The organism is Heyndrickxia sp. FSL W8-0496 (assembly GCF_038007825.1).
GTDB lineage: Bacteria > Bacillota > Bacilli > Bacillales > Bacillaceae_C > Heyndrickxia > Heyndrickxia oleronia.
In genome coordinates this window covers 4,628,349-4,648,870 of the sequence record NZ_JBBOXX010000001.1, presented here as the reverse complement: position 1 = coordinate 4,648,870, position 20,522 = coordinate 4,628,349, and the positions used below count along the sequence as shown (strand labels likewise).

Annotated in this window: 14 protein-coding genes; 12 read left to right on the top strand and 2 right to left on the bottom strand. The window is 37.2% G+C overall.

What is annotated here, in order from left to right; genetic code table 11:
* Nucleotides 1-5: 5 nt before the first annotated feature.
* The 8 genes from NST63_RS23555 (at nt 6) to NST63_RS23520 (ending at nt 14,069) form a co-directional block, all read left to right on the top strand.
* Nucleotides 6-710, top strand: a complete 705-nt coding sequence (locus NST63_RS23555) for a YqeB family protein (RefSeq protein WP_341043856.1) — start codon at nt 6-8, stop codon at nt 708-710.
* A 23-nt stretch (nt 711-733) separates the two neighbouring features.
* Nucleotides 734-1,150 carry a VOC family protein gene (locus tag NST63_RS23550; RefSeq protein ID WP_212946233.1) on the top strand — a complete coding sequence of 139 codons (417 nt, stop codon included), beginning with the start codon at nt 734-736 and terminating at the stop codon, nt 1,148-1,150.
* A 334-nt stretch (nt 1,151-1,484) separates the two neighbouring features.
* Entirely contained in the window at nt 1,485-2,444 is a 960-nt protein-coding gene (gene manA, locus NST63_RS23545; protein WP_212946234.1) for a mannose-6-phosphate isomerase, class I, read from the top strand.
* A 594-nt stretch (nt 2,445-3,038) separates the two neighbouring features.
* On the top strand, nt 3,039-5,714 hold the full coding sequence (locus tag NST63_RS23540) for an endo-beta-N-acetylglucosaminidase (protein ID WP_242598349.1): 2,676 nt from the start codon (nt 3,039-3,041) through the stop codon (nt 5,712-5,714).
* A gap of 431 nt (nt 5,715-6,145) precedes the next feature.
* Nucleotides 6,146-8,845: an alpha-mannosidase gene (locus NST63_RS23535; RefSeq protein ID WP_212946235.1), complete on the top strand. Its 2,700-nt coding sequence runs from the start codon at nt 6,146-6,148 to the stop codon at nt 8,843-8,845.
* A 10-nt stretch (nt 8,846-8,855) separates the two neighbouring features.
* Entirely contained in the window at nt 8,856-10,178 is a 1,323-nt protein-coding gene (locus tag NST63_RS23530; protein WP_212946236.1) for a glycoside hydrolase family 125 protein, read from the top strand.
* 52 nt (nt 10,179-10,230) lie between these two features.
* A complete protein-coding gene (locus NST63_RS23525; RefSeq protein WP_212946237.1) occupies nt 10,231-10,851 on the top strand; it encodes a YesL family protein in 621 nt (206 codons plus the stop codon).
* Nucleotides 10,852-10,955: 104 nt separating this feature from the next.
* Nucleotides 10,956-14,069 (top strand): alpha-mannosidase, encoded by a 3,114-nt coding sequence (locus NST63_RS23520; protein ID WP_341043855.1) that lies wholly within the window; start codon nt 10,956-10,958, stop codon nt 14,067-14,069.
* A 127-nt stretch (nt 14,070-14,196) separates the two neighbouring features.
* Here NST63_RS23520 and NST63_RS23515 read toward each other — a convergent pair whose 3' ends face one another.
* Nucleotides 14,197-15,231 carry a Gfo/Idh/MocA family protein gene (locus NST63_RS23515; RefSeq protein ID WP_341043854.1) on the bottom strand — a complete coding sequence of 345 codons (1,035 nt, stop codon included), beginning with the start codon at nt 15,229-15,231 and terminating at the stop codon, nt 14,197-14,199.
* Nucleotides 15,232-15,247: 16 nt separating this feature from the next.
* Nucleotides 15,248-15,958, bottom strand: coding sequence for a ThuA domain-containing protein (locus tag NST63_RS23510; RefSeq protein ID WP_212946264.1), 711 nt, complete (start codon nt 15,956-15,958; stop codon nt 15,248-15,250).
* A 139-nt stretch (nt 15,959-16,097) separates the two neighbouring features.
* Here NST63_RS23510 and NST63_RS23505 point away from each other — a divergent pair, with 139 nt between their 5' ends.
* From NST63_RS23505 to NST63_RS23490, 4 genes are all read left to right on the top strand, one after another.
* Complete coding sequence (locus NST63_RS23505; RefSeq protein WP_212946240.1) at nt 16,098-16,868, top strand: AraC family transcriptional regulator; 771 nt, start codon at nt 16,098-16,100, stop codon at nt 16,866-16,868.
* Between the two features lie 170 nt (nt 16,869-17,038).
* On the top strand, nt 17,039-17,968 hold the full coding sequence (locus tag NST63_RS23500) for an ABC transporter permease (protein WP_212946241.1): 930 nt from the start codon (nt 17,039-17,041) through the stop codon (nt 17,966-17,968).
* 112 nt (nt 17,969-18,080) lie between these two features.
* Nucleotides 18,081-18,992 (top strand): carbohydrate ABC transporter permease, encoded by a 912-nt coding sequence (locus NST63_RS23495; protein WP_212946265.1) that lies wholly within the window; start codon nt 18,081-18,083, stop codon nt 18,990-18,992.
* 21 nt (nt 18,993-19,013) lie between these two features.
* Nucleotides 19,014-20,471, top strand: a complete 1,458-nt coding sequence (locus NST63_RS23490) for an ABC transporter substrate-binding protein (RefSeq protein ID WP_341043852.1) — start codon at nt 19,014-19,016, stop codon at nt 20,469-20,471.
* Nucleotides 20,472-20,522 lie beyond the last annotated feature (51 nt).

The following is a 20,522-nucleotide window of genomic DNA, read 5'->3' as shown; positions in this document are numbered from 1 at the left end:
ATTTGATGTCAGGTGAAATAAATTCTAGTTCGAAAACTATTCTAGGATATTCAAAAGTTCTTGGAATCTTACTATATGGAGGATTTAGTTTACTAGGTTTAGTATTGGGATACTTTTTGCCAAGGATTGCGGATTGGGCATTAAAACTTCCTTGGTTGCCGTTTGAAGGACCAATAAAACTAATCCACGCTTTGAATGGTCCGTGGTTACCAATTATATTAGCAGCTCTTGGTTGTATTGCTGGTATAGTGATTGCGTATATAGCGATTAAAGAAATTCTGATTATCACATTGACAGATCAAGAGATCTTATTGGAAAAAGATGAGCAAAAAACTAGGCTATTAAATGAACAAATCGAATCAGTATTTTTAGATGGAAAAGAACTAGTGATACTCGGAAAATCAGGACATGAATTAGTAAGGGAGAAACATGATGATTCCCCCAAAAAAATATGTGATGCATTTATCAAGCACGGCTATTCTTGGTTAGCAGAAGGTGATCCATTCAAAGACGAATATAGAAGGTGGGTACCGGATTCACCAGAATTATCATTATCAGCCAATGCATTAATGAAAGCAAGAGAAATGGCATTAAAAAATAATGAAGTGAAAGATGTAAAAGAATTAAGAAAGGAACTTGAAAAGTTCGGCTATATCGTTCGTGATGAAGAGACATGTCAATACTGGAGGAAAGTGGAGATTGGAAAATAACTTTTTAGAGGAGGACTCAGATTATGAACCCGCATATTACTGTCATTACTTTGGGTGTAGATGATTTAGAAAGATCGCTGTTATTTTATCGAGATGGACTGGGACTACCTACAAAAGGTATAGTTGGACAGGAATTTGAGCATGGTGCAGTCGCCTTTTTTGATTTACAAGCGGGTGTAAAGCTTGCTATTTGGAACCGGAAAGATATAGCTTATGATACTAAGATCAGTCAAAGCGCACCAAGTCCAACTGAATTTACGATTGGGCATAATGTTGGAAGCAAGGAAGAAGTAGATAGAGTAATGGAGCAAGCAAGGAGAGCAAATGCAATGATTACAGTACCTCCTCATGATACTTTTTGGGGTGGATACTCTGGCTATTTTCAAGATCCAGATGGTCATTTATGGGAGATAGTTTGGAATCCTAATATGGAGGGATAGCATAGTAGTGAAGAGGGAGAATTCATTAGTTATCACTTGATTTTCTCCGAATTTCTTATTCCTGTCCCAATTAAAAAGCACACTAAACCTTATATTAGTGTGCTTTCTTTATAGAGATTTATCTCACCTTTTTCATTCCTTCAAGTTACTTTCATAACGGTTGATACGTATAAGAGTTTTATCTTATTGCTATTTAAGTGAATTGATGAAACAATTGCCAAATTTTCTACAAATGGTATAGTAATTTCTGAATATTAATTTACGAAACAAAAAGCGGCTCCTTTTAGTTTTTTAGAACGAGGAGAACCGTTTCATTTCTTGTTGGAGGTGCACGATGTATAATAATGAACCGATTTTTTTACAGCCGGTCTTTCAAGAACGAATTTGGGGAGGGCAGAAATTAAAAACAGAATTTTCATATGAGATCCCATTTGAGAAAACGGGTGAGGCTTGGGCGATTTCTGCGCATTTACATGGGCCAAGTGTTATTACTAATGGTCCTCTAACTGGGAAAACATTAGCTGATGCATGGAATGAACATAAGGAGCTTTTTAATAAGGAGGCTGTCGACTTTGGAGAGTATCCATTATTAGTTAAAATTCTTGATGCAGCTGATGATTTATCTGTTCAAGTTCATCCGAATGATCAGTTTGCACGTGAAGTTGAAGGTGTCCCCTTAGGTAAAACAGAATGCTGGTATGTATTAAGCGCCGAAGAAGGGGCGGAGCTTGTGCTAGGCCATCATGCTAAAACACCTGAGGAATTTACTCGAATGGTCGATAAGGGAGAATGGGATAAGCTCTTAAGGCGAGTAAAAGTAAAAGCGGGAGATTTTGTCTATGTTCCAAGTGGGACAATTCATGCGATTGGAAAGGGGATTGTCATTCTAGAAACCCAACAGAGCTCAGATATTACCTATCGTGTATACGACTATGATCGTATGGATTCCGATGGGAATAAAAGAGAGTTGCATTTGGAGCGCGCAAAGCAAGTAACGACTATTCCACACCAAGATGCTTTTGTTAAGCCAGTAGAAACGATTCAAGGTGGTTTATGTGAAAAGAAGCTGGTACAGGAACAGTATTTTACCGTTTACCACTGGCAATTGAATGGACAGGCTACTTACAAAATGACTGCGAATTTTTTACAGGTGAGTGTCATTAAGGGGAGTGCAGTTCTCGATATTGATGGAAAGTCTTTCGAGTTAACAAAGGGTAGCCATTTTATCCTTCCATACGGAATTCGGGAGTATACATTAGATGGGGAAGCAGAATTTATAGTATCACATGAATGAAAATTATAGTATATAGGTTGTTAAATTCCAAATGATCACAAGATCCTTATTTTGTGTAAAATGTCGTTTTTCACGATCTTATAGACAGGCTGTTTGCTATATTTGTTGCTTTTGTAAAAGCCCAACTACTGGCTTTTACTCCCAATAAAAGATTCAGCGATTCTTATAAAGCTTGTAGCTCTTTTCTCAGTAAAATGAAACGTGTAGCGATCCTCAGTCGATATGTATTAGTTATAACTTTACTTAGATAGCAACAATGTTTGAGAAAAGAGCCTATAGAAATAACACCTTAATCATAAAAACGGAACTCGAGTCCGCTATCTACTTATACAACGATTATAAGACCTCTAGTTAAACTAGGGTCTTTTTTATTTACCTTTTATGAATTAATTTTAGAAATAGTGAAAAAACTTTAGTGTATTTTAATAGTTCATTGACGGATAGTATTGTCCCGAATATTGTAAAGAGTATAAACTGACTGGACTTACTAGCTGCATCCAAAGATATGGTAACGCTTACTTTTAGAGGGCAATGGAATTGGGAGCTCGCTTGAAAAGCTTCAATATAAAATGAATAGATAAGGGAGATGGAGAAATGACTTGTTCGAAAATGTTCCATTGGTGGCAGGCAGTGTTGTTAGGAATATGCATATTATTGCTATGGCCAAGTTCAGCCTTTGCTAAACAACCTGAATCATCTTATTGGTATCCGGAACAACTATTAAACTGGACACCAGAGAATGATCCGAACGCTGTTTTTAACCGAAGCAATATTCCATTAGCCAAGCGGGAGGTGCTTTACAAAATAAATGACAATGCTCAATCAGATGCTAAATTAGTTGCCTTGTCTGCGCTTAACGCTAATACAAGTGGTGTACCTTCACAAGGTGGCAAGGATTTCTTTGCAAATACATTCAGTTATTGGCAATATGTTGATTTAATGGTGTATTGGGCTGGTTCAGCAGGAGAAGGAATTATCGTACCACCAAGTGCAGATGTCATTGATGCAGCACATAAAAATGGTGTACCGATCGTTGGAAATGTCTTTTTTCCACCCGCTGTATACGGTGGAAAGATAGAATGGCTGGATCAAATGCTGGTCCAAAGGGAGGATGGCTCCTTTCCTGCAGCAGACAAACTACTTGAAGTTGCAAGCTACTATGGGTTTGATGGTTGGTTTATTAACCAAGAAACCGAAGGCGGAGATGCAAATACAGCAGAAAAAATGAAAGAATTCCTTGTATATCTTCAAAAGCATAAGCAAAAAGATATGCAAATTATGTGGTACGATTCGATGACAAAGGATGGGCGTATTAACTGGCAAAATGCATTAACTGATAAAAATAGCAGCTTTTTGCAGGAGGGAAATACTCGTGTTTCCGATAGCATGTTTTTAAATTTCTGGTGGCGTGATCAGCAATCTTCTTTTATGAAGGCTCAAGAACTTGGTAGAAGCCCTTATGATTTGTTTACTGGAATTGATGTTGAAGCAAAAGGAACAAGAACAGAGGTGGCGTGGCAAGGGATATTCCCAGATTCTAAATCACCGTTAACATCCTTAGGGATTTACCGCCCAGACTGGGCGTTCAAAACCACTGAAAATATGCAGGATTTTTATCAAAGGGAGAATGAATTCTGGGTTGGAACGTCCGGAAATCCTGCATACACAAATAATAATGGCGCATGGAAGGGAATGGCACATTATTTTACTGCAAAAACAGCTATTGAGGAGCTACCATTCGTTACCCATTTTAATACAGGTAGCGGAAAGTTTTTTACTGTAGATGGAAATCGAGTGGGTGACCAATCATGGAATAACCGTAGTCTACAGGATATTCTTCCAACATGGCGCTGGCTTAAGGAGGGGGGACAAGCAGTCAATGTGAATTTTGATTGGGAAACAGCGTATGATGGCGGAAGCTCATTAAAACTTTCTGGAACAATTGATTCAGATCATCCCACACATATTAAGCTGTATAAAACCAATTTACCTGTTCAAAAGGATACTGAAATCTCGGTAACCTACAAAACTGATTTAAAGAACCCGAATATGAAACTTGGAATTAGCTTTATGGATGATCCTAATGAGTTTATCTTTTTTGAGGTAAAAAAACAGAGTCATAATCAATGGACGACCGATTCGTTTAAGCTGAAAAAAAATATGGGTAAACATATTGCAGCTATCTCACTTTTAGTTGAAAGCGATAAGGACGTAGAAAATTTCTCGACGAATATTGGAGAATTAAAGATTTATAACAAACAAGAAAAGCACAATAACATACAACCTCCTAAGAACGGACAGGTAAGTGATATTGATTTCAATAAAGATATTTATGCGGATGTTTCCCTTGCATGGGAACCATCTGATTCCAATGTGAATCATTATGAAATCTATCGAAAGCTACCAAATAATGAAAAAGAGTTTGTTGGAGCTACTACAAACCATGTTTATTATATACCTAATTTAAAGCGGAATAGTAAGGAAGTAAGCTCCACATTTGAAATTGTTGCCGTGAATAACGAGTTTAAACGAAGTAATCCAGTAGGTGTCACAATCCAATGGCCGCCATATCCAAAACCAAATGCAGATTTTCGAGCAGATAAAACGATAGCAGCACCAGGAGAGAAAATTCAATTTTTCAATTCTTCGTCAGAGGTGACAGAAGAAGTTGAATGGCTATTTGAGGGTGGAACACCTTCTGTCAGTAAGGAAGAAAATCCAGTTGTCACTTATGAGAAAGAAGGCATTTATCAAGTGACATTAATAGCAAAAAATAGCGAGGGTGAAAGTATCCTAACAAAGGAAGCAATGATAATGATTACTGAAGCGGCCAAAGATATAAAAAATGTGGCCTTAAATAAAGTAGCTAAGGCGAGTGGGGAGTGTGCTCCGACAGAAGGGGCGAAATATGCTGTAGACGGGAAAGTGACAAATAATAGTAAGTGGTGCGCATTAGGTGATGCCCCACATTGGTTGAAAATAGATTTAGGAGATTCATATGCTATTTCAAAATTTATTGTTCATCATGCTCAAGCAGGTGGCGAGCCAAAAGCCTTTAATACTCAAGCGTTTAGAATTGAAATAAGCATGGATGGGGAACATTGGACAGAGGCTGTAAAGGTTATGGATAATATTTCTGCTGTTTCCGAACATAGTATAAGCCTAAAGAAGGCGCGTTATGTACGATTATGGGTAGATAAACCGACTCAAGGGGGAGATCAAGCAGCAAGGATCTATGACTTTGAGGTCCATGGATTCTTAGATTCCTAGAACATCTTCTTCAAACAATGTTTTTATGTAAGTAAAGTTTTAACAAATAACTATCGGCTAAAAGACCGCTATAACTTTCATTTCACTGAGGAAAGAGCTACAAGCTTATAAGAATCGCTGAATCTTTTATTGCGTGTAAATTCCGACAGTTGGGCTTTTTCAAAAGCAACAAACTATACGAAAACAGCATTTTATTTACAAGGATTAGATTTTCCTAGCTTTCATAAAGCCGGGAACTAATCCTTTTTTAATATTTTTTTCTCTAATAAATGGATTAATTTTATATCAACTGTAATAACTTTATGACTTACTCGTATTCTATTGCTAGTTGGGGACGGATTTTTTATTGTTATTAATAAAGAAGCGGATTTGTGAAAAAATGAGAGCGTTTTCGTTACAGGAATACACATTGTTGAAGGAGAGGAAGTCTTATGAAAAAGACAGCCCATATTATCTCCCATTCTCATTGGGACAGGGAATGGTATTTGCCATTTGAGAAACATCGCTACTACTTTATAAAACTAATGAATCATCTCATCGAACAATTTAAGAAGGAGGACAATTCCTTCCAATCCTTTCATTTAGATGGTCAGACCGTGTTGTTAGAGGATTATTTCGATATTCATCCAGAAAATCGTGAAATAGTTAAACAATTAATTAAAGAAAAAAAGCTTTATATCGGTCCGTGGTATGTCCTTCAGGATGCTTTTTTAACAAGCTCTGAGGCAAATGTAAGAAATCTTTTAATTGGTATGAATGATACAAAAGCCTATGGTGATGCAGCAAAAATAGGCTATTTTCCTGACACATTCGGTATCTATGGGCAGGCTCCGCAGCTTTTGAAACAAGCAGGTATTGATACGGCTGCCTTTGGTCGTGGGGTAAAACCAACAGGATTTAATAATACGGTATCCGACACTCCTGATTTCGAATCTCCATATTCAGAGATGACTTGGAAATCACCTGATGGCTCAAGTGTTTTAGGAATATTATTTGCTAATTGGTACTCCAACGGGAATGAAATCCCTGTGGAAGTTGAGGAGGCAAAAGCATATTGGGATAAAAAGCTTATGGATGCAGAAAAATATGCTTCTACTAATCAACTATTATTTATGAATGGTTGTGATCATCAGCCACTGCAAAGAGATATTCCAGAAGCAATTGAAACGGCAGAGGCGCTATATCCGGATTATGCATTCAACCATTCAAGTTTTGAAGAATACGTAGCTGCGTTAAAGAGTTCCCTTCCAGAGAAGCTACAAGTTATTGAGGGAGAACTGCGTAACCAACGAACAGATGGCTGGTCCACGCTCGTTAATACCGCTTCAAGTCGTATTTACTTAAAGCAGTGGAATAATATTTGTCAAACTTTACTGGAAAAGATCGCAGAACCACTTGCTGCGATGAACTTTTTAATAGGGAAGAGCTATCCAAGGGAGTATTTACGTTTTATGTGGAAATCATTAATGAAAAATCACCCTCATGACAGCATTTGCGGCTGTAGTGTAGATGAAGTTCACCGTGAAATGATGAACCGTTTTGAACGTGTTAAGCAAATGGGAGAAATCTTCGTAGAGGAGAAAGCACAAGAACTGGCTCTTACCATCGATACATCAAAAGCATCTAAAGATGACATTCCGCTCGTTGTAATGAATACAACAGGGTGGGAAAAAAATGAAGTGGTCACGATCACTGTTGATATTGAAAAAATGTATTTTTCCCAAATGCATTTTGAGGAAATCCCAGCTTATTTGCAGCATAAAGAAATGCCAAGCTACCAGCTTATTGATGATCATGGCGATCCAGTTGATTTTCAGATTGATGCACCAACCATCGAATTTGACTATGACTTACCAAAGGATAAATTTCGCCAGCCGTTTTTTGTCAAGCGGGCAAGGCTTTCATTTTTTGCCAGTGGAATTCCGTCCTTCGGATATAAAACATTCTACCTTGTTCCAGGTGAACAACGGATGCAGCTGCAAGATGATCAATCATCAAATGTTGGAATGGTAATGGAAAATGATTATGTTCATTTATTATTCCACGAAGATGGGACGTATGACTTAACCCATAAGGGGACAGGTAATATATTTCGGGGATTAGGTATATATGAGGACACTGGAGATGTGGGAAATGAATATATGTACAAGGAAGCTAGCGGACATGATGTAATCACAAGCAAAGGCGCCAAGGCGGAGTTTACCTTTTTGGAAAAAAGTGATCTAAGATCTACCCTTGAGATTACCCTTACCTTAATGATTCCAGTTTCTGCAGATGATCGCTTAGCAATGGAACGAAATAAACTGATTTGGCATAAAGACAGAGTAGCAGGCAGGTCAAGCGATAAAATCCCTTTAACACTACGCACTGTTGTTACGCTAGAAAAAGGAATGAAAGGCCCGATCTTTAAGCTTTTTATTGATAATCAAGCAACTGATCATCGATTGCGGGTTTTATTCCCAACTGGACTGAAATCAGATACTCATAAAGCTGATAGTATTTTTGAGATTGTTACTCGTCCTAATATACCGGAAAAGGAATGGGAGAATCCTAGCTTCTGCCATCATCTGCAACGATTTTCCAGTATATCAGACGGAAAAATGGGATTAACGGTTGCTACTGCTGGGCTTCAAGAATATGAAATCCTTCCTGGGGACGGAACGGTTGCTATAACCGTGCTTCGTTCAGTAGCAGAACTAGGTGACTGGGGGTATTTTCCAACACCAGAGGCGCAATGCTTAGGAATACAGATAGCTGAGTGGCAAGTCCTTCCACATGAAAAAGATGTCATTGATTCGAAAGCATATGTGGAGGCCTATCAATACAAAGTTCCGTTAACGGTTATTCAGACAAGTCCTCATAAGGGGACGTTTCCTGAGACTCATCAATTTGTAAACACTGAGGCAAGCGGCCTAGTATGGACATCTTTAAAAGTAGCGGAAGAGCGGGATGATGTTATTATTCGCTGGTTTAATCCTTCTGAGAAAAAAGAAAATCTAAGGGCTTCGATTAATAGAAATTATCAATCGTATAAAAGTACGATTTTAGAAGAACGGACAAATCTTACAGAGGATTTATATCAAATAGGAAAATATGAAATTATCACACTTGGATTCGATAAAGAGGAATAGGAGTGAAAATATGACAACTGTGATTCCTGAATCAATGCAAAAGCTTATCAATCATGTAAAGGAATTCTTCCCTAATGATCTTAAGTTACAGCAAATGTTTGAGCAATGCTTTGTAAATACGTACACTACCACGATGAAAGAACAAAAGGATGGAAAAACCTTTGTGATTACCGGAGATATTCCTGCTATGTGGCTACGTGATTCTGCTGCTCAGGTACGACCATATTTACTTGTTGCCGAAGAGGATGAGAAAATAGCGAATTTGCTTGAAGGTGTAATCCGTCAGCAATTTGCTTTTATCCTGCATGACCCATATGCTAATGCATTTAATGAATCTGCAAATGGCAAGGGACACCAAGCTGATCTTACAAAGATGACCCCACATATTTGGGAGCGAAAGTATGAAATTGATTCACTTTGCTATCCTGTTCAGCTTGCCTATTTATTTTGGAAATCAACGGGACGTACCTCTCATTTAAAAGAATCGTTCCAAAGGGTAATCGAAACGATTATTCATGTATGGAGGGTGGAACAAGATCATGAAACCCATTCGCCTTATCGCTTTGAGCGTTTAGATGTCCGCCAATCAGATACATTAATTCGAAATGGAAAAGGTGGGCGAGTAGTTCCTACTGGGATGACATGGAGCGCCTTCCGCCCGAGTGATGATGCTTGTACTTACGGATACCTCGTTCCGGCCAATATGTTTGCTGTCGTTGTATTAGGTTATGCAGCAGAAATTTGCGATGAAGTGCTAAACAATCATTTGCTTCAAGAGGAATGTCTAAATCTTCGTAAGGAAATCCAAAATGGGATTGAACAATCTGCAAAACTGAATCATCCAATTCATGGTGAAATCTATGTATATGAGACAGATGGAGAAGGACGATTTAATTTAATGGATGATGCGAATGTGCCGAGTCTACTGGCAGCACCTTATTTAGGATATCTTCCATTTGATGATCTTACCTACAAAAATACTCGTTCATTTCTACTGAGCAGGGATAACCCATATTATTACGAAGGTAAATATGCAAATGGTATTGGGAGTCCTCATACTCCTGACCATTACATTTGGCATATTGCGCTAGCTATACAAGGAATGACCTCCACAAATGAAACAGAGAGACAGGAAATTCTAACCTATTTTAAAATGACGGATGGTGGGACGAACTTTATGCATGAGGGGTTTAATGCAGACTGTCCAGAGGAATTTACAAGGGATTGGTTCGCTTGGGCAAATACAATGTTCAGTGAATTTGTCCTCTGTTTAACGGGGAAAGCGGTAAAGGGAAGTCCACTTTATTATCAGCTAATGAAAGAAAAACAGTAAATGAATAAGAATATTTATTTTTTGGAGTGCCATTGGTAAGGGGGAGGGTATTGTGAAAAAAGGTTCGTGGATGATTGTATTTGAATGGATATGGCGGGTGGTTTCGCTGAATTTATGCTGGATTGCCTTTACTATTCTTGGACTAGGAATATTTGGCTTTTTCCCATCGTCTGTTGCCCTTTTTACCATTGTCCGGAGATGGCTAAAAAAAGATACCGATCTACATGTATGGAAGACGTTTAAGCAAGTTTATTTTAGTGAGTGGAAAAGAAGCAATGGGATTGGCCTCGTGTTTTACTGTATCGGTCTCTTCCTCTTTATTGATATACGGATTGTAACGGGAATCATGACAGGAATTTTTTCAATCTTTCTTCTCGTATTTTTATACTTTGTCGCGTTCCTTCTTTTATTATCTATTGGATACTTCTTTGCTCTATATGTTCATTATGAGCTATCTAATAAGGAATATATCAAGCAATCCTTTTTATATGCAGCAACAGGCTTTACTTCAACATTATGGATTGGTGCAGGGCTATTCATTGTTTTAGTGTTAATTTATAAGGTTCCAGGCTTAATTCTCTTTATATCTGGGGTTGCTCCTGCCTATTGGATGATGAGGGTTTGCATCAATCGTTTTAGCCTACTTGAAAAAAGATTGAATCAACATATATAAAAGTGAATGATGAACACATAAAAACAAAGGACTAATAGGCTGAAATGTGTATCATCGTATGATATCAGCAAGTAATTTCTCACTATAAAAATTGGGGTGAAAATATGTTTCTGACCGAAAGAAAATTTGAGGCGCGTATAAGGGAATTAGAAGGTTATCGATATCGTGATTGCGTTCCAATTGAACAATTTTATATACATGAGGATGATGGCGATATAGGTGCCTATCCGCCAGCAGAATATAATGAACAATATAAAATGAAAATAGGCGATTATTGGAAAGGCCGCGATAAGTATCTTTGGCTTCATGCCGATGTTGATTCCCACTTATCTAGTAATCATCATCAAGTTGTAGGTCTTTTCTCTTTTGGAAAGACAGGTGGAGGGAATAATTCAGGATTTGAATCTCTATTGTTTGTAAACGGCAAGCCGTATCAAGGTGTGGACTCCAATCATGAAGAGGTTCTCTTTGACGAGCATACGGCTAAAGGATCTATCCATCTTGATTTCAGACTTTGGTCTGGACTGGAGGGCGGGGGTGTTCCAATTGAAAATGAATTTAAGCTAGAAATGGCTAAAATCGGATGGCTGGATACCCGAGTTGATAATTTATACTATACCCTTTTAGCCGCATACGAAGTATTAATGGAAACCGATAATGCTGATTCTGCGTATTCAATTTTGAAGCAAATGATACAGGATGCTCTGCAACGAATTAATTGGACTGAGCCCGGAAGCCAAGACTTTTATGAATCCTGTTATGAGGCGGAAACTAGCCTAACAAGAATGATTCAGTCGATACAGAAATCATCAGATATTACGATACATACGGTTGGCCATACACATATTGATGTGGCATGGCTGTGGAGATTAAAGAACACAAGAGAAAAAGCAGCACGTTCATTTTCCACAGTTTTGCAATTAATGAGGAAGTTCCCTGAATACTTATTCTTGCAAACACAGCCACAGCTATATGATTATATGAAGAATGATTATCCTGAAATTTATGGACAAATAAAAGAGCGGATAGCAGAAGGGAATTGGGAAGCTGGGGGAGCGATGTGGCTGGAAGCAGATTGTAATATCCCTAGCGGTGAATCCCTTGTACGACAAATTCTCCATGGAAAAAACTTCTTTAAAGAAGAGTTTGGTGTTGACTGTCAATACTTATGGCTTCCTGATGTCTTTGGTTACAGCTGGGCATTGCCGCAGATTTTGAAAAAATCGGGCATTCACACGATGATGACCACGAAAATAAGCTGGAATCAATATAATCGGATGCCACATGATACATTTTATTGGAAGGGTATCGATGGAACTGATATTTTAACTCATTTTATTACAACACCAGAACCATGGAATTCCCCAGATTCTTGGTTTTATACGTATAATGGCTATATCACAGCCAAAACGGTTAAAGGTGCTTGGAAGGGTTATCGCGATAAGGATCTATCAAAAGACTTGCTTCTTTCATACGGCTATGGTGACGGTGGTGGGGGTGTCAATCGCCATATGCTTGAAATGAGAAGAAGATTTAATCTTTTGCCTGGAATGCCAAATGTGAAAACCTCAACAGCAGGAGAATTTTTTGAAAAGCTTCATGAAAATGTTGAAAAATCTACTGGCTATATTCATAAATGGGATGGCGAGCTTTACTTGGAATATCATCGTGGAACCTATACAAGTCAAGCATTTATGAAAAAGTTGAATCGCAAGCTTGAGCTTTTATACCGCAGAGCAGAATTTTTAACATCGTGGCTTTCAGACAATGGAGAGTGGATGGGAAATGATGAGCTCAAAAGCGGCTGGAAAATTATCTTGAGAAATCAATTCCATGATATTATACCTGGTTCTTCCATCCATGAAGTATACGAAGATGCGAAAGAGGAATATCAAGAAGCATTCCAACTTGTTAACCAATTAGAATCACAATTCATTCAAAGCGGGATGAAACAAACAGACTATTCTGTTGTATTGTTTCATTCGATCCAAAGTAAAGAAATGAAAAACGTGTTGATTCCTCAGTTCACTGAAATTCCAGCTGGTATTTGGAAAGATGGCAGTGGAAAGGTGCTAAAGCATCAAAAGCGTTTGAACGGCTGGCTTGTTGAGGTTGATACACTTCCATCCTTTGGAGCAAAAACACTGTATTTTGAACCACTCGAAGCTGCCCAAAAAGTAGAATCGAGCTTCAACTATTCTAATCGACATTTAGAAACTCCGTTTTACCTCGTAGAATGGAATGCGTCTGGTCAAATAACTAAGATATATGACAAAGAAATGTCTCGTAATGTTTTAGCTGAGGGTGAAAAAGGTAACATGCTTCAAATCTTTGAAGATAAACCGCTCGCTCATGATGCATGGGATATTGATTTGTTCTATCAAGAAAAAATGGAAGAAATTCATGATTTAGCTACATTTGATATAGAAGAAAATGGTGAGTTAACCTTCAGCATCCGGGTAACTTGGAAATATCATCATTCTGAAATTGCCCAACGTGTAGTGTTTTACAAAAATGATCGCCGAATTGACTTTGAAACAACAGTTGACTGGCGTGAAAAAAGGAAGCTACTTAAAGTGGCATTCCCTGTGGAAATAAGGTCAACAGAGGCAACCTATGATATTCAATATGGGAATGTAAGGCGTCCAACTCATTGGAATACTAGCTGGGATATGGCCAAATTCGAATCAGTTGGGCATCAGTGGGCTGATTTATCTGAACCAGATTATGGAGTAAGTTTATTAAATGATTCTAAATATGGTTATGACATTAAAGAAAACGTTTTACGATTAACGTTATTAAAATCAGCTCTTCATCCAGATCCACAGGCTGATCAAGGAATGCACTCCTTTATTTATTCACTTTACCCACATTTAGGGGATTGGCGTCAAGGAAAAACAGTGGAAAAAGCCTGGGACCTAAATGATCCTGTCTTTGCTGTAAAAGGGGAATGGTTGAAGGAAGAATCTTTTCTTGAAATCGATTCAGATCATATTTGGATAGATGCTATTAAGCCTGCTTATGATGGCAAGGGCATGATTATACGTTTACATGAGTATGAAGGACGTAGAGGGAAGGTTAAATTAAATATTCTGAAGGATATCACCTCATGGATAGAGACTAATTTAATGGAAGAACCAATTGGTGAACAATCAAAATTACCACTGGAATTTGAAATTAAACCTTATGAAATAAAGACTTTTAAAATTATCAAGTAAGAGAATAGAAGGCTGTCTGAAAAGGAAAAGTCAGGCAGCCTCATTTATGTTATCCTGTTGGATAGTTAGTTAAACCATGTAGGCTTGATTAGGTATCACCCCCTAGTGTAATAAGGGGAAAAATGAATTACAAACTTTCTACTTTTATGATTTTCTTCGTTTTTTCTGATTCTAAGGCAGCTAGAATAACTTTTAGTGCTTTTAACCCTTCTTTACCTGAAATGGGCGGTTCTTGATCCAGTATGATAGATTCTACAAATTTTTCAATGATATGAGATTGGTTTTGACCTTCTCCATGATTGGATTGAATTTTTCCAAGTTCATATTTTACTACCTCACCGTTTGCATATTGAACTATTAAAGGGTGAATCGGATCATCCTCTAAGCGAAGAATGGCTTTTTCTCCATAAATAATTGTTGAGTTATCTTCTTTACTGACATATGTCCAACTTGCAGCTAGTGTCCCAATAATTCCGCTTTCTGTTTTTAAAATACAAACTGCATTGTCATCTACATTTGCAAAATCTTTTGCACTAGTTTCTACAAATGAGCCAACTTCAACAATTTCTTCTCCAAGAAGATAACGAAGTAAATCTGTTTTATGGACCCCTAAGTCACCCATTGCGCCAACAAAAGCTTTTTCCTTTTGAAAGAACCATCCACCTTTTCCCTCTACACTCCAATTTTCCGGACCTCCATGTCCAAATACTGTGCGGAAACTATATATTTTACCAATTTCCCCCATTTGAATAAGCTGACGTGCTTTTATATGGGAGGGTACAAAGCGCTGATTATGTGCAATCATGAGCTTCTTACCGCTTCTTTCTACCGCAGCAATCATCGCTTCTGCATCCTGTTTGGATGTGGCTATTGGTTTTTCACATAGTACATGAATCCCTGCATCTAAAGCCGCTATTGTTACCGGTGCATGTAAATCATTGGATGTACATACACTGACTGCATCCACAATTCCACTATTAATTAATTCCTCAAAACTAGTAAAAGCTGCAACTCCATATTGCTTCGCAATTGCATCTGCACGATCTTTATGAATATCACAAACTGCTGTTAACTCTACATTCTTATTTATTCTATATTCAGGTAAGTGACGATGTTGGGCAATACTTCCACAGCCGATGACACCAACTCTCAGTTTCTTCACAATAATATTCCTCCTTTTATTTTTCTAGTGGGTTCACATTCCCATATGTGGGTTTATCATATTTAATTGGTTCTGCCCATTTTACCGCATTAGTGATTACACGCTGAATTTGTTGGTTATGGTAAGTCGGATAGGTTTCGTGACCTGGTCTAAAGTAGAAAATCTTCCCATTTCCTCTTTTGTATGTACATCCGCTACGGAATACTTCTCCTCCCTTAAACCAGCTAATGAATACCAGCTCATCTGGTTCAGGAATATCAAAATGCTCTCCATACATTTCTTCGTTTTCTAATTCAATATATTCGGGGATTCCATCCGTAATCGAATGCCCAGGACTTACAACCCAAACCCGTTCCTTTTCACCAGCTTCCCGCCATTTTAGATCACAACTTGTTCCCATTAGTGCTTTAAATATTTTTGAAAAATGGCCGGAATGGAGAACAATGAGTCCCATCCCATCAAGAACACGCTTCTTTACTTTTTGTACGATCTCATCTTTTACTTCATCATGAGCAAGATGGCCCCACCAGATTAATACATCAGTATTCGTTAAGACATCATCTGATAAACCATGTTCAGGCTCATCTAAAGTGGCGGTTCTGACCTCAAAACCCTCTAGCTTAAGAAAGGCTGCAATAGTACCATGAATGCCCTTAGGATATAAGTTTCTTACAATTGAATTTCTATGTTCGTGACGGTTCTCATTCCAAACAGTAACTTTCAATATGAAAAACTCCTTTCTTGGCAACTCTATATTTATAAAACATTTCTTATTTGATTACATATTATCGTTTAAAGTGATAAATAAATATAGATGATATAATCAAAACATATACTATTTTGCTATTTTAAAAGGAGTACTATAAATGAATATACATTTTTGTAACTATTCTTTTCATACAAAGGGTTATCATTCTCAATATAAATTAGGTTATCCAATGTATCTATTTCGCCTACAAACAGAAGGCAACTGTGAAGCAGTCGTTAAAGGGAGAAAGCATGTGTTAAAAAAAGGTGATCTACTTCTCATTAAGCCAGGAGATCATTATGAATTATTAGTTAATGAAGGGCAAAACAGTGGGGACTATAACTTGGGGTGTGAGGGTTCTTGGATTGATAGTTGGTGGGATCGGTCAGAAAAACCTGAAATTACTCAAATTGAGCTTGATGAAAAGCTCTTGTTTTTATGGCGCCATCTTATGATCGAAAAAAGGAGACCACTTATTTCACAAAATGAAGAACTTAACTGTTATTTACTAAAGGCACTCTGTTTATCTCTTGAACGTGCAGTTATTGATACCGTACCAGTATTTCACCACCCTTACCCTGTCGTTCGGATGATGCGATACATCGAAGAACATGCAATGAATGCTTTTAAAGTGGAAGATATTGCACGCCATGCGGGATTAAGTCTTTCTAGGGCTGTTCACTTATTTAAAAATAGTGTGGGAAAGACAATGGTGGAATATGCTCAGGAAATTCGTTTAACTGCTGCTATCGGAAGAATGCGGTACACTGCCATGACGCTTGAGCAAATTGCTGTTGACTGTGGCTTTGGCACCTATCCATATTTTCATCGGGTATTTAAACGTAAGTACGGAATGGCCCCGGGTGCTTATAGAAAAATGCTAGATTAACACTGCAACACCGCGCTTTTTTTAATCATTTTTTATGCCTTTCCTTCACTTATTCTATGAAAATCTAAGATTTTTGCAGTTAATCCTAAATTTGTCAACTATAAATAGCCTCTTCTCCACTATAAAATAGAATTATGGAAGTGCTTACATTAAGTGAAAGGAGGAGGGGCATGAAAAGGGTATTACACGATATTTATAAAAATAGAATCTGGCTACTCATGGTTTTACCTGGTACCATTTGGCTCTTATTATTTGCTTATTTACCAATGTTCGGTCAAGTCTTAGCCTTTAAAAAATTCCGGATTGATCCTGATGGTTTTTTCGCCAGTGTTATGAATAGTGAATGGGTTGGCTGGGATAACTTTAAATACCTATTTAGTACGAATGACGCCTTCATTATTACAAGAAATACCATCTTATACAATCTAGTTTTTATAGTCCTAGGTCTTGTAGCAGCAGTTGCAACTGCTATTCTGCTAAGTGAATTAATAAATAAGAGACTTTCTAAAGTCTATCAAACCGGAATGTTGTTTCCTCATTTTATTTCTTGGGTTATTGGCAGTTATTTTGTATTTACCTTCCTAAGTTCGGATCGTGGTCTCTTAAACAGTATTTTAGGTTGGTTCCATATCGACCCTGTTTCATGGTATAGCGCACCTGAGTATTGGCCATATATTTTAATTTTTATGAGCCTTTGGAAAGGGATCGGATATGGAAGTATCGTATATTTAGCATCTATTGTCGGTATTGATCGAACTTATTATGAAGCAGCTATGATAGATGGTGCATCCAAATGGAAACAAATTAAGCATGTTACTATTCCAATGCTTAAACCTTTGATGATTATTCTAACTATTATGAATATCGGTAGGATATTCAACTCTGATTTTGGATTGTTTTACCAAGTTCCAAGGGACTCTGGTGCTTTATATCCGGTAACGAATGTAATTGATACGTTTGTTTACAGGGGGCTAATGACTTTAGGTGATATAGGTATGAGTACTGCAGCGGGGCTTTATCAATCGGTTGTAGGGTTTGTTCTAGTTATCATAACCAATTACATAGTAAGAAAGCTTGATGATGAAAGTGCCTTATTTTAATTAATACCTGTTAAGAAGGGAGGGAAGGAAAATGTCAAATGAAATAAAACAAACTCAGTCAAATGTAGTAGTACCACAGCATGTACAATCAGTCAAAGACAGTGGAGGGGAAATGAAACGGAAAAAGGCGAGAGACTATCATCAATTACATCCTGTTACTAACACTTTTTTTAGTGTCCTGCTAGGTATTATGACCTTCTTATGTGTTTTTCCGTTTATTTATGTCATTATTATTTCCTTTACAAGTGAGGAAAGTATTGTTCGAAATGGCTTTCAAATTATTCCTTCAGAATGGAGTACAGATGCTTATCGTTACTTGTGGAATGTGAAAGATCAATTGCTTGGTTCATATGGTGTAACTATTTTAGTTACGGTCGTAGGGACAATTATTAGTGTGCTGATGATTTCTTTCTATGCTTATGCAATTTCGAGACCGCAATTTAAGTATAGGAGATTTTTTACATTTTTTGCATTCTTTACGATGCTTTTTAGTGGCGGTCTAGTACCAACCTATATTGTTGTTACTCAATTTCTTCATCTGAAAAATTCTATTTGGGCATTAATCCTGCCACTTGTGATGAATGCGTTTTATATCATTGTGATGCGTACTTTCTTTATGAAATCCGTTTCAGAATCAATTTTGGAATCTGCAAGAATTGATGGAGCAAGTGAATGGAGAATTTTTTTTCAGATTGTATTTCCACTTTCGCTTCCGGGAATTGCCACAATAGCATTATTTAGCACTTTAGGATATTGGAATGACTGGTTTACAGCATTATTATATATCGATGACCCAAAATTAGTCCCGCTTCAAGCCTTACTAATGAAAATTGAGGCAAACCTAGAATTTATGAGACAAAATGTTGAAGTTGGTTTAATGCAGCAAAGTTTATTTAATACACTACCACAGGATTCCGCAAAAATGGCAATGGTTGTTATCGCCACTTTACCGATAGCTGTTTCTTATCCATTCTTTCAAAAGTATTTTATAAGTGGACTGACTATTGGTGGCGTTAAAGAATAAATAGAATAAAGGGGAGAAAAGATGATGAAGAAAAGGTTAGTATTATTGCTTGCATTCGTTTTATCTATTGGAACCATTCTTTCTGCATGTAGCAGTAAGGAAAGTTCTTCTTCAGAAAAGGAAGGGAAAAATGGTCAACCTTATGAAATAAAGTGGTATACAATTGGAACTCCACAAAAGGATACAGATAAAGTATTTAAAGAAGTGAATAAATATTTGAAGAAAAAAATTAATGCGACAGTGAAGATGACCCAAATTGACTGGGGAGATTGGGCGCAGAAATCCCAAGTAATGATAAATTCAGGGGAACCATTTGATATTATTTTTACAAATGGTACTGATTATGTCCAAAACGCTCAAAAGGGTGCATTCCTGGCTATTGATGATATGTTAAAAAATGAAGGGAAAGAGCTGAAGGAAGTCATCGATCCTGCTCTTCTAGAAGGAATCAAGATCAACGGTAAAATTTATGGTGTACCTACAAATAAAGAAGCAGCAAGACAGTCTGTATATACCTTTAATAAACGTCTTGTTGAAAAATATAATTTAGATATTACTAAAGTAAAAACATTGGAAGATCTTGAACCAATGTTGAAAGTTATTAAAGAAAACGAACCTAGCATTACTCCTTTAGCAACATTTAAAGCATATTTGCCATATGACTATATTTTTAATAATGAAATGCCTTTTGCCTTCTCACTTGAGGGGGACAGAGATCATGTTATAAATCAATTTGAAACTGATTTAACAATGCAAACATATAAGACAATGCATAAATATTATAAAGCTGGCTATCTAAAAGAGGATGCTGCAACAAGTAAAGATAGTTGGCCTATGGATGTTGAAAACTGGTTTGTCCGTATGGGTGATTTACAGCCATATGCAGATTTATTATGGTCCCGAGCAGCAAAATATGATGTCGTTTCAGTACCAGCTGAAGACCCAACAACTTTTAATGATTCTGTTTCTGGTGCCATTCAAGCCATTTCAGCAACATCAAAAAATCCTAAAAAGGCAATGGAATTTTTAAATCTACTGAATACAGATCCATACCTTCGTAATTTAGTTGACAAAGGAATCGAAGGGGTACATTACGAGAAAAATGAAGATGGAACTATTAAAGATCTTCCTGCCCGAATTGATAATTATAATGTACCTACTTATTCTTTAGGAAACCACTTTGTCTTATATTTATATGAAAATGATCCGAAAGATAAATGGGATAAATTTAAAGAATTTAATGAATCTGCTAAACCTGCACCAACATTAGGGTTCCATTTCAATAGTGATTCAGTAAGATCAGAAATTGCATCGATTACTAATATCTCGAAGGAATTTTATCCAGCGCTGGCAACAGGTTCTGTTGATCCAGAAGAATACTTACCAAAATACAATAAGAAGTTAAAAGAAGCTGGAATTGATAAAGTGTTAAAAGAAATTCAAAAGCAGTTTGATGAGTGGAAGAGTAAGCAAAAATAGTTAAAAAATCAAGCTGGGTGCAACATACCAGCTTGATTTTATATCACCTTT

Excerpts from the sequence above, each read along its gene's own strand:
- NST63_RS23540 (WP_242598349.1), top strand. The coding sequence starts at position 3,039 with ATGACTTGTTCGAAAATGTTCCATTGGTGGCAGGCAGTGTTGTTAGGA.
- NST63_RS23500 (WP_212946241.1), top strand. The coding sequence starts at position 17,039 with ATGAAAAGGGTATTACACGATATTTATAAAAATAGAATCTGGCTACTC.
- NST63_RS23555 (WP_341043856.1), top strand. The coding sequence starts at position 6 with ATGTCAGGTGAAATAAATTCTAGTTCGAAAACTATTCTAGGATATTCA.
- NST63_RS23530 (WP_212946236.1), top strand. The coding sequence starts at position 8,856 with ATGACAACTGTGATTCCTGAATCAATGCAAAAGCTTATCAATCATGTA.
- NST63_RS23490 (WP_341043852.1), top strand. The coding sequence starts at position 19,014 with ATGATGAAGAAAAGGTTAGTATTATTGCTTGCATTCGTTTTATCTATT.
- NST63_RS23495 (WP_212946265.1), top strand. The coding sequence starts at position 18,081 with ATGAAACGGAAAAAGGCGAGAGACTATCATCAATTACATCCTGTTACT.
- NST63_RS23550 (WP_212946233.1), top strand. The coding sequence starts at position 734 with ATGAACCCGCATATTACTGTCATTACTTTGGGTGTAGATGATTTAGAA.
- NST63_RS23505 (WP_212946240.1), top strand. The coding sequence starts at position 16,098 with ATGAATATACATTTTTGTAACTATTCTTTTCATACAAAGGGTTATCAT.
- manA (WP_212946234.1), top strand. The coding sequence starts at position 1,485 with ATGTATAATAATGAACCGATTTTTTTACAGCCGGTCTTTCAAGAACGA.
- NST63_RS23520 (WP_341043855.1), top strand. The coding sequence starts at position 10,956 with ATGTTTCTGACCGAAAGAAAATTTGAGGCGCGTATAAGGGAATTAGAA.
- NST63_RS23535 (WP_212946235.1), top strand. The coding sequence starts at position 6,146 with ATGAAAAAGACAGCCCATATTATCTCCCATTCTCATTGGGACAGGGAA.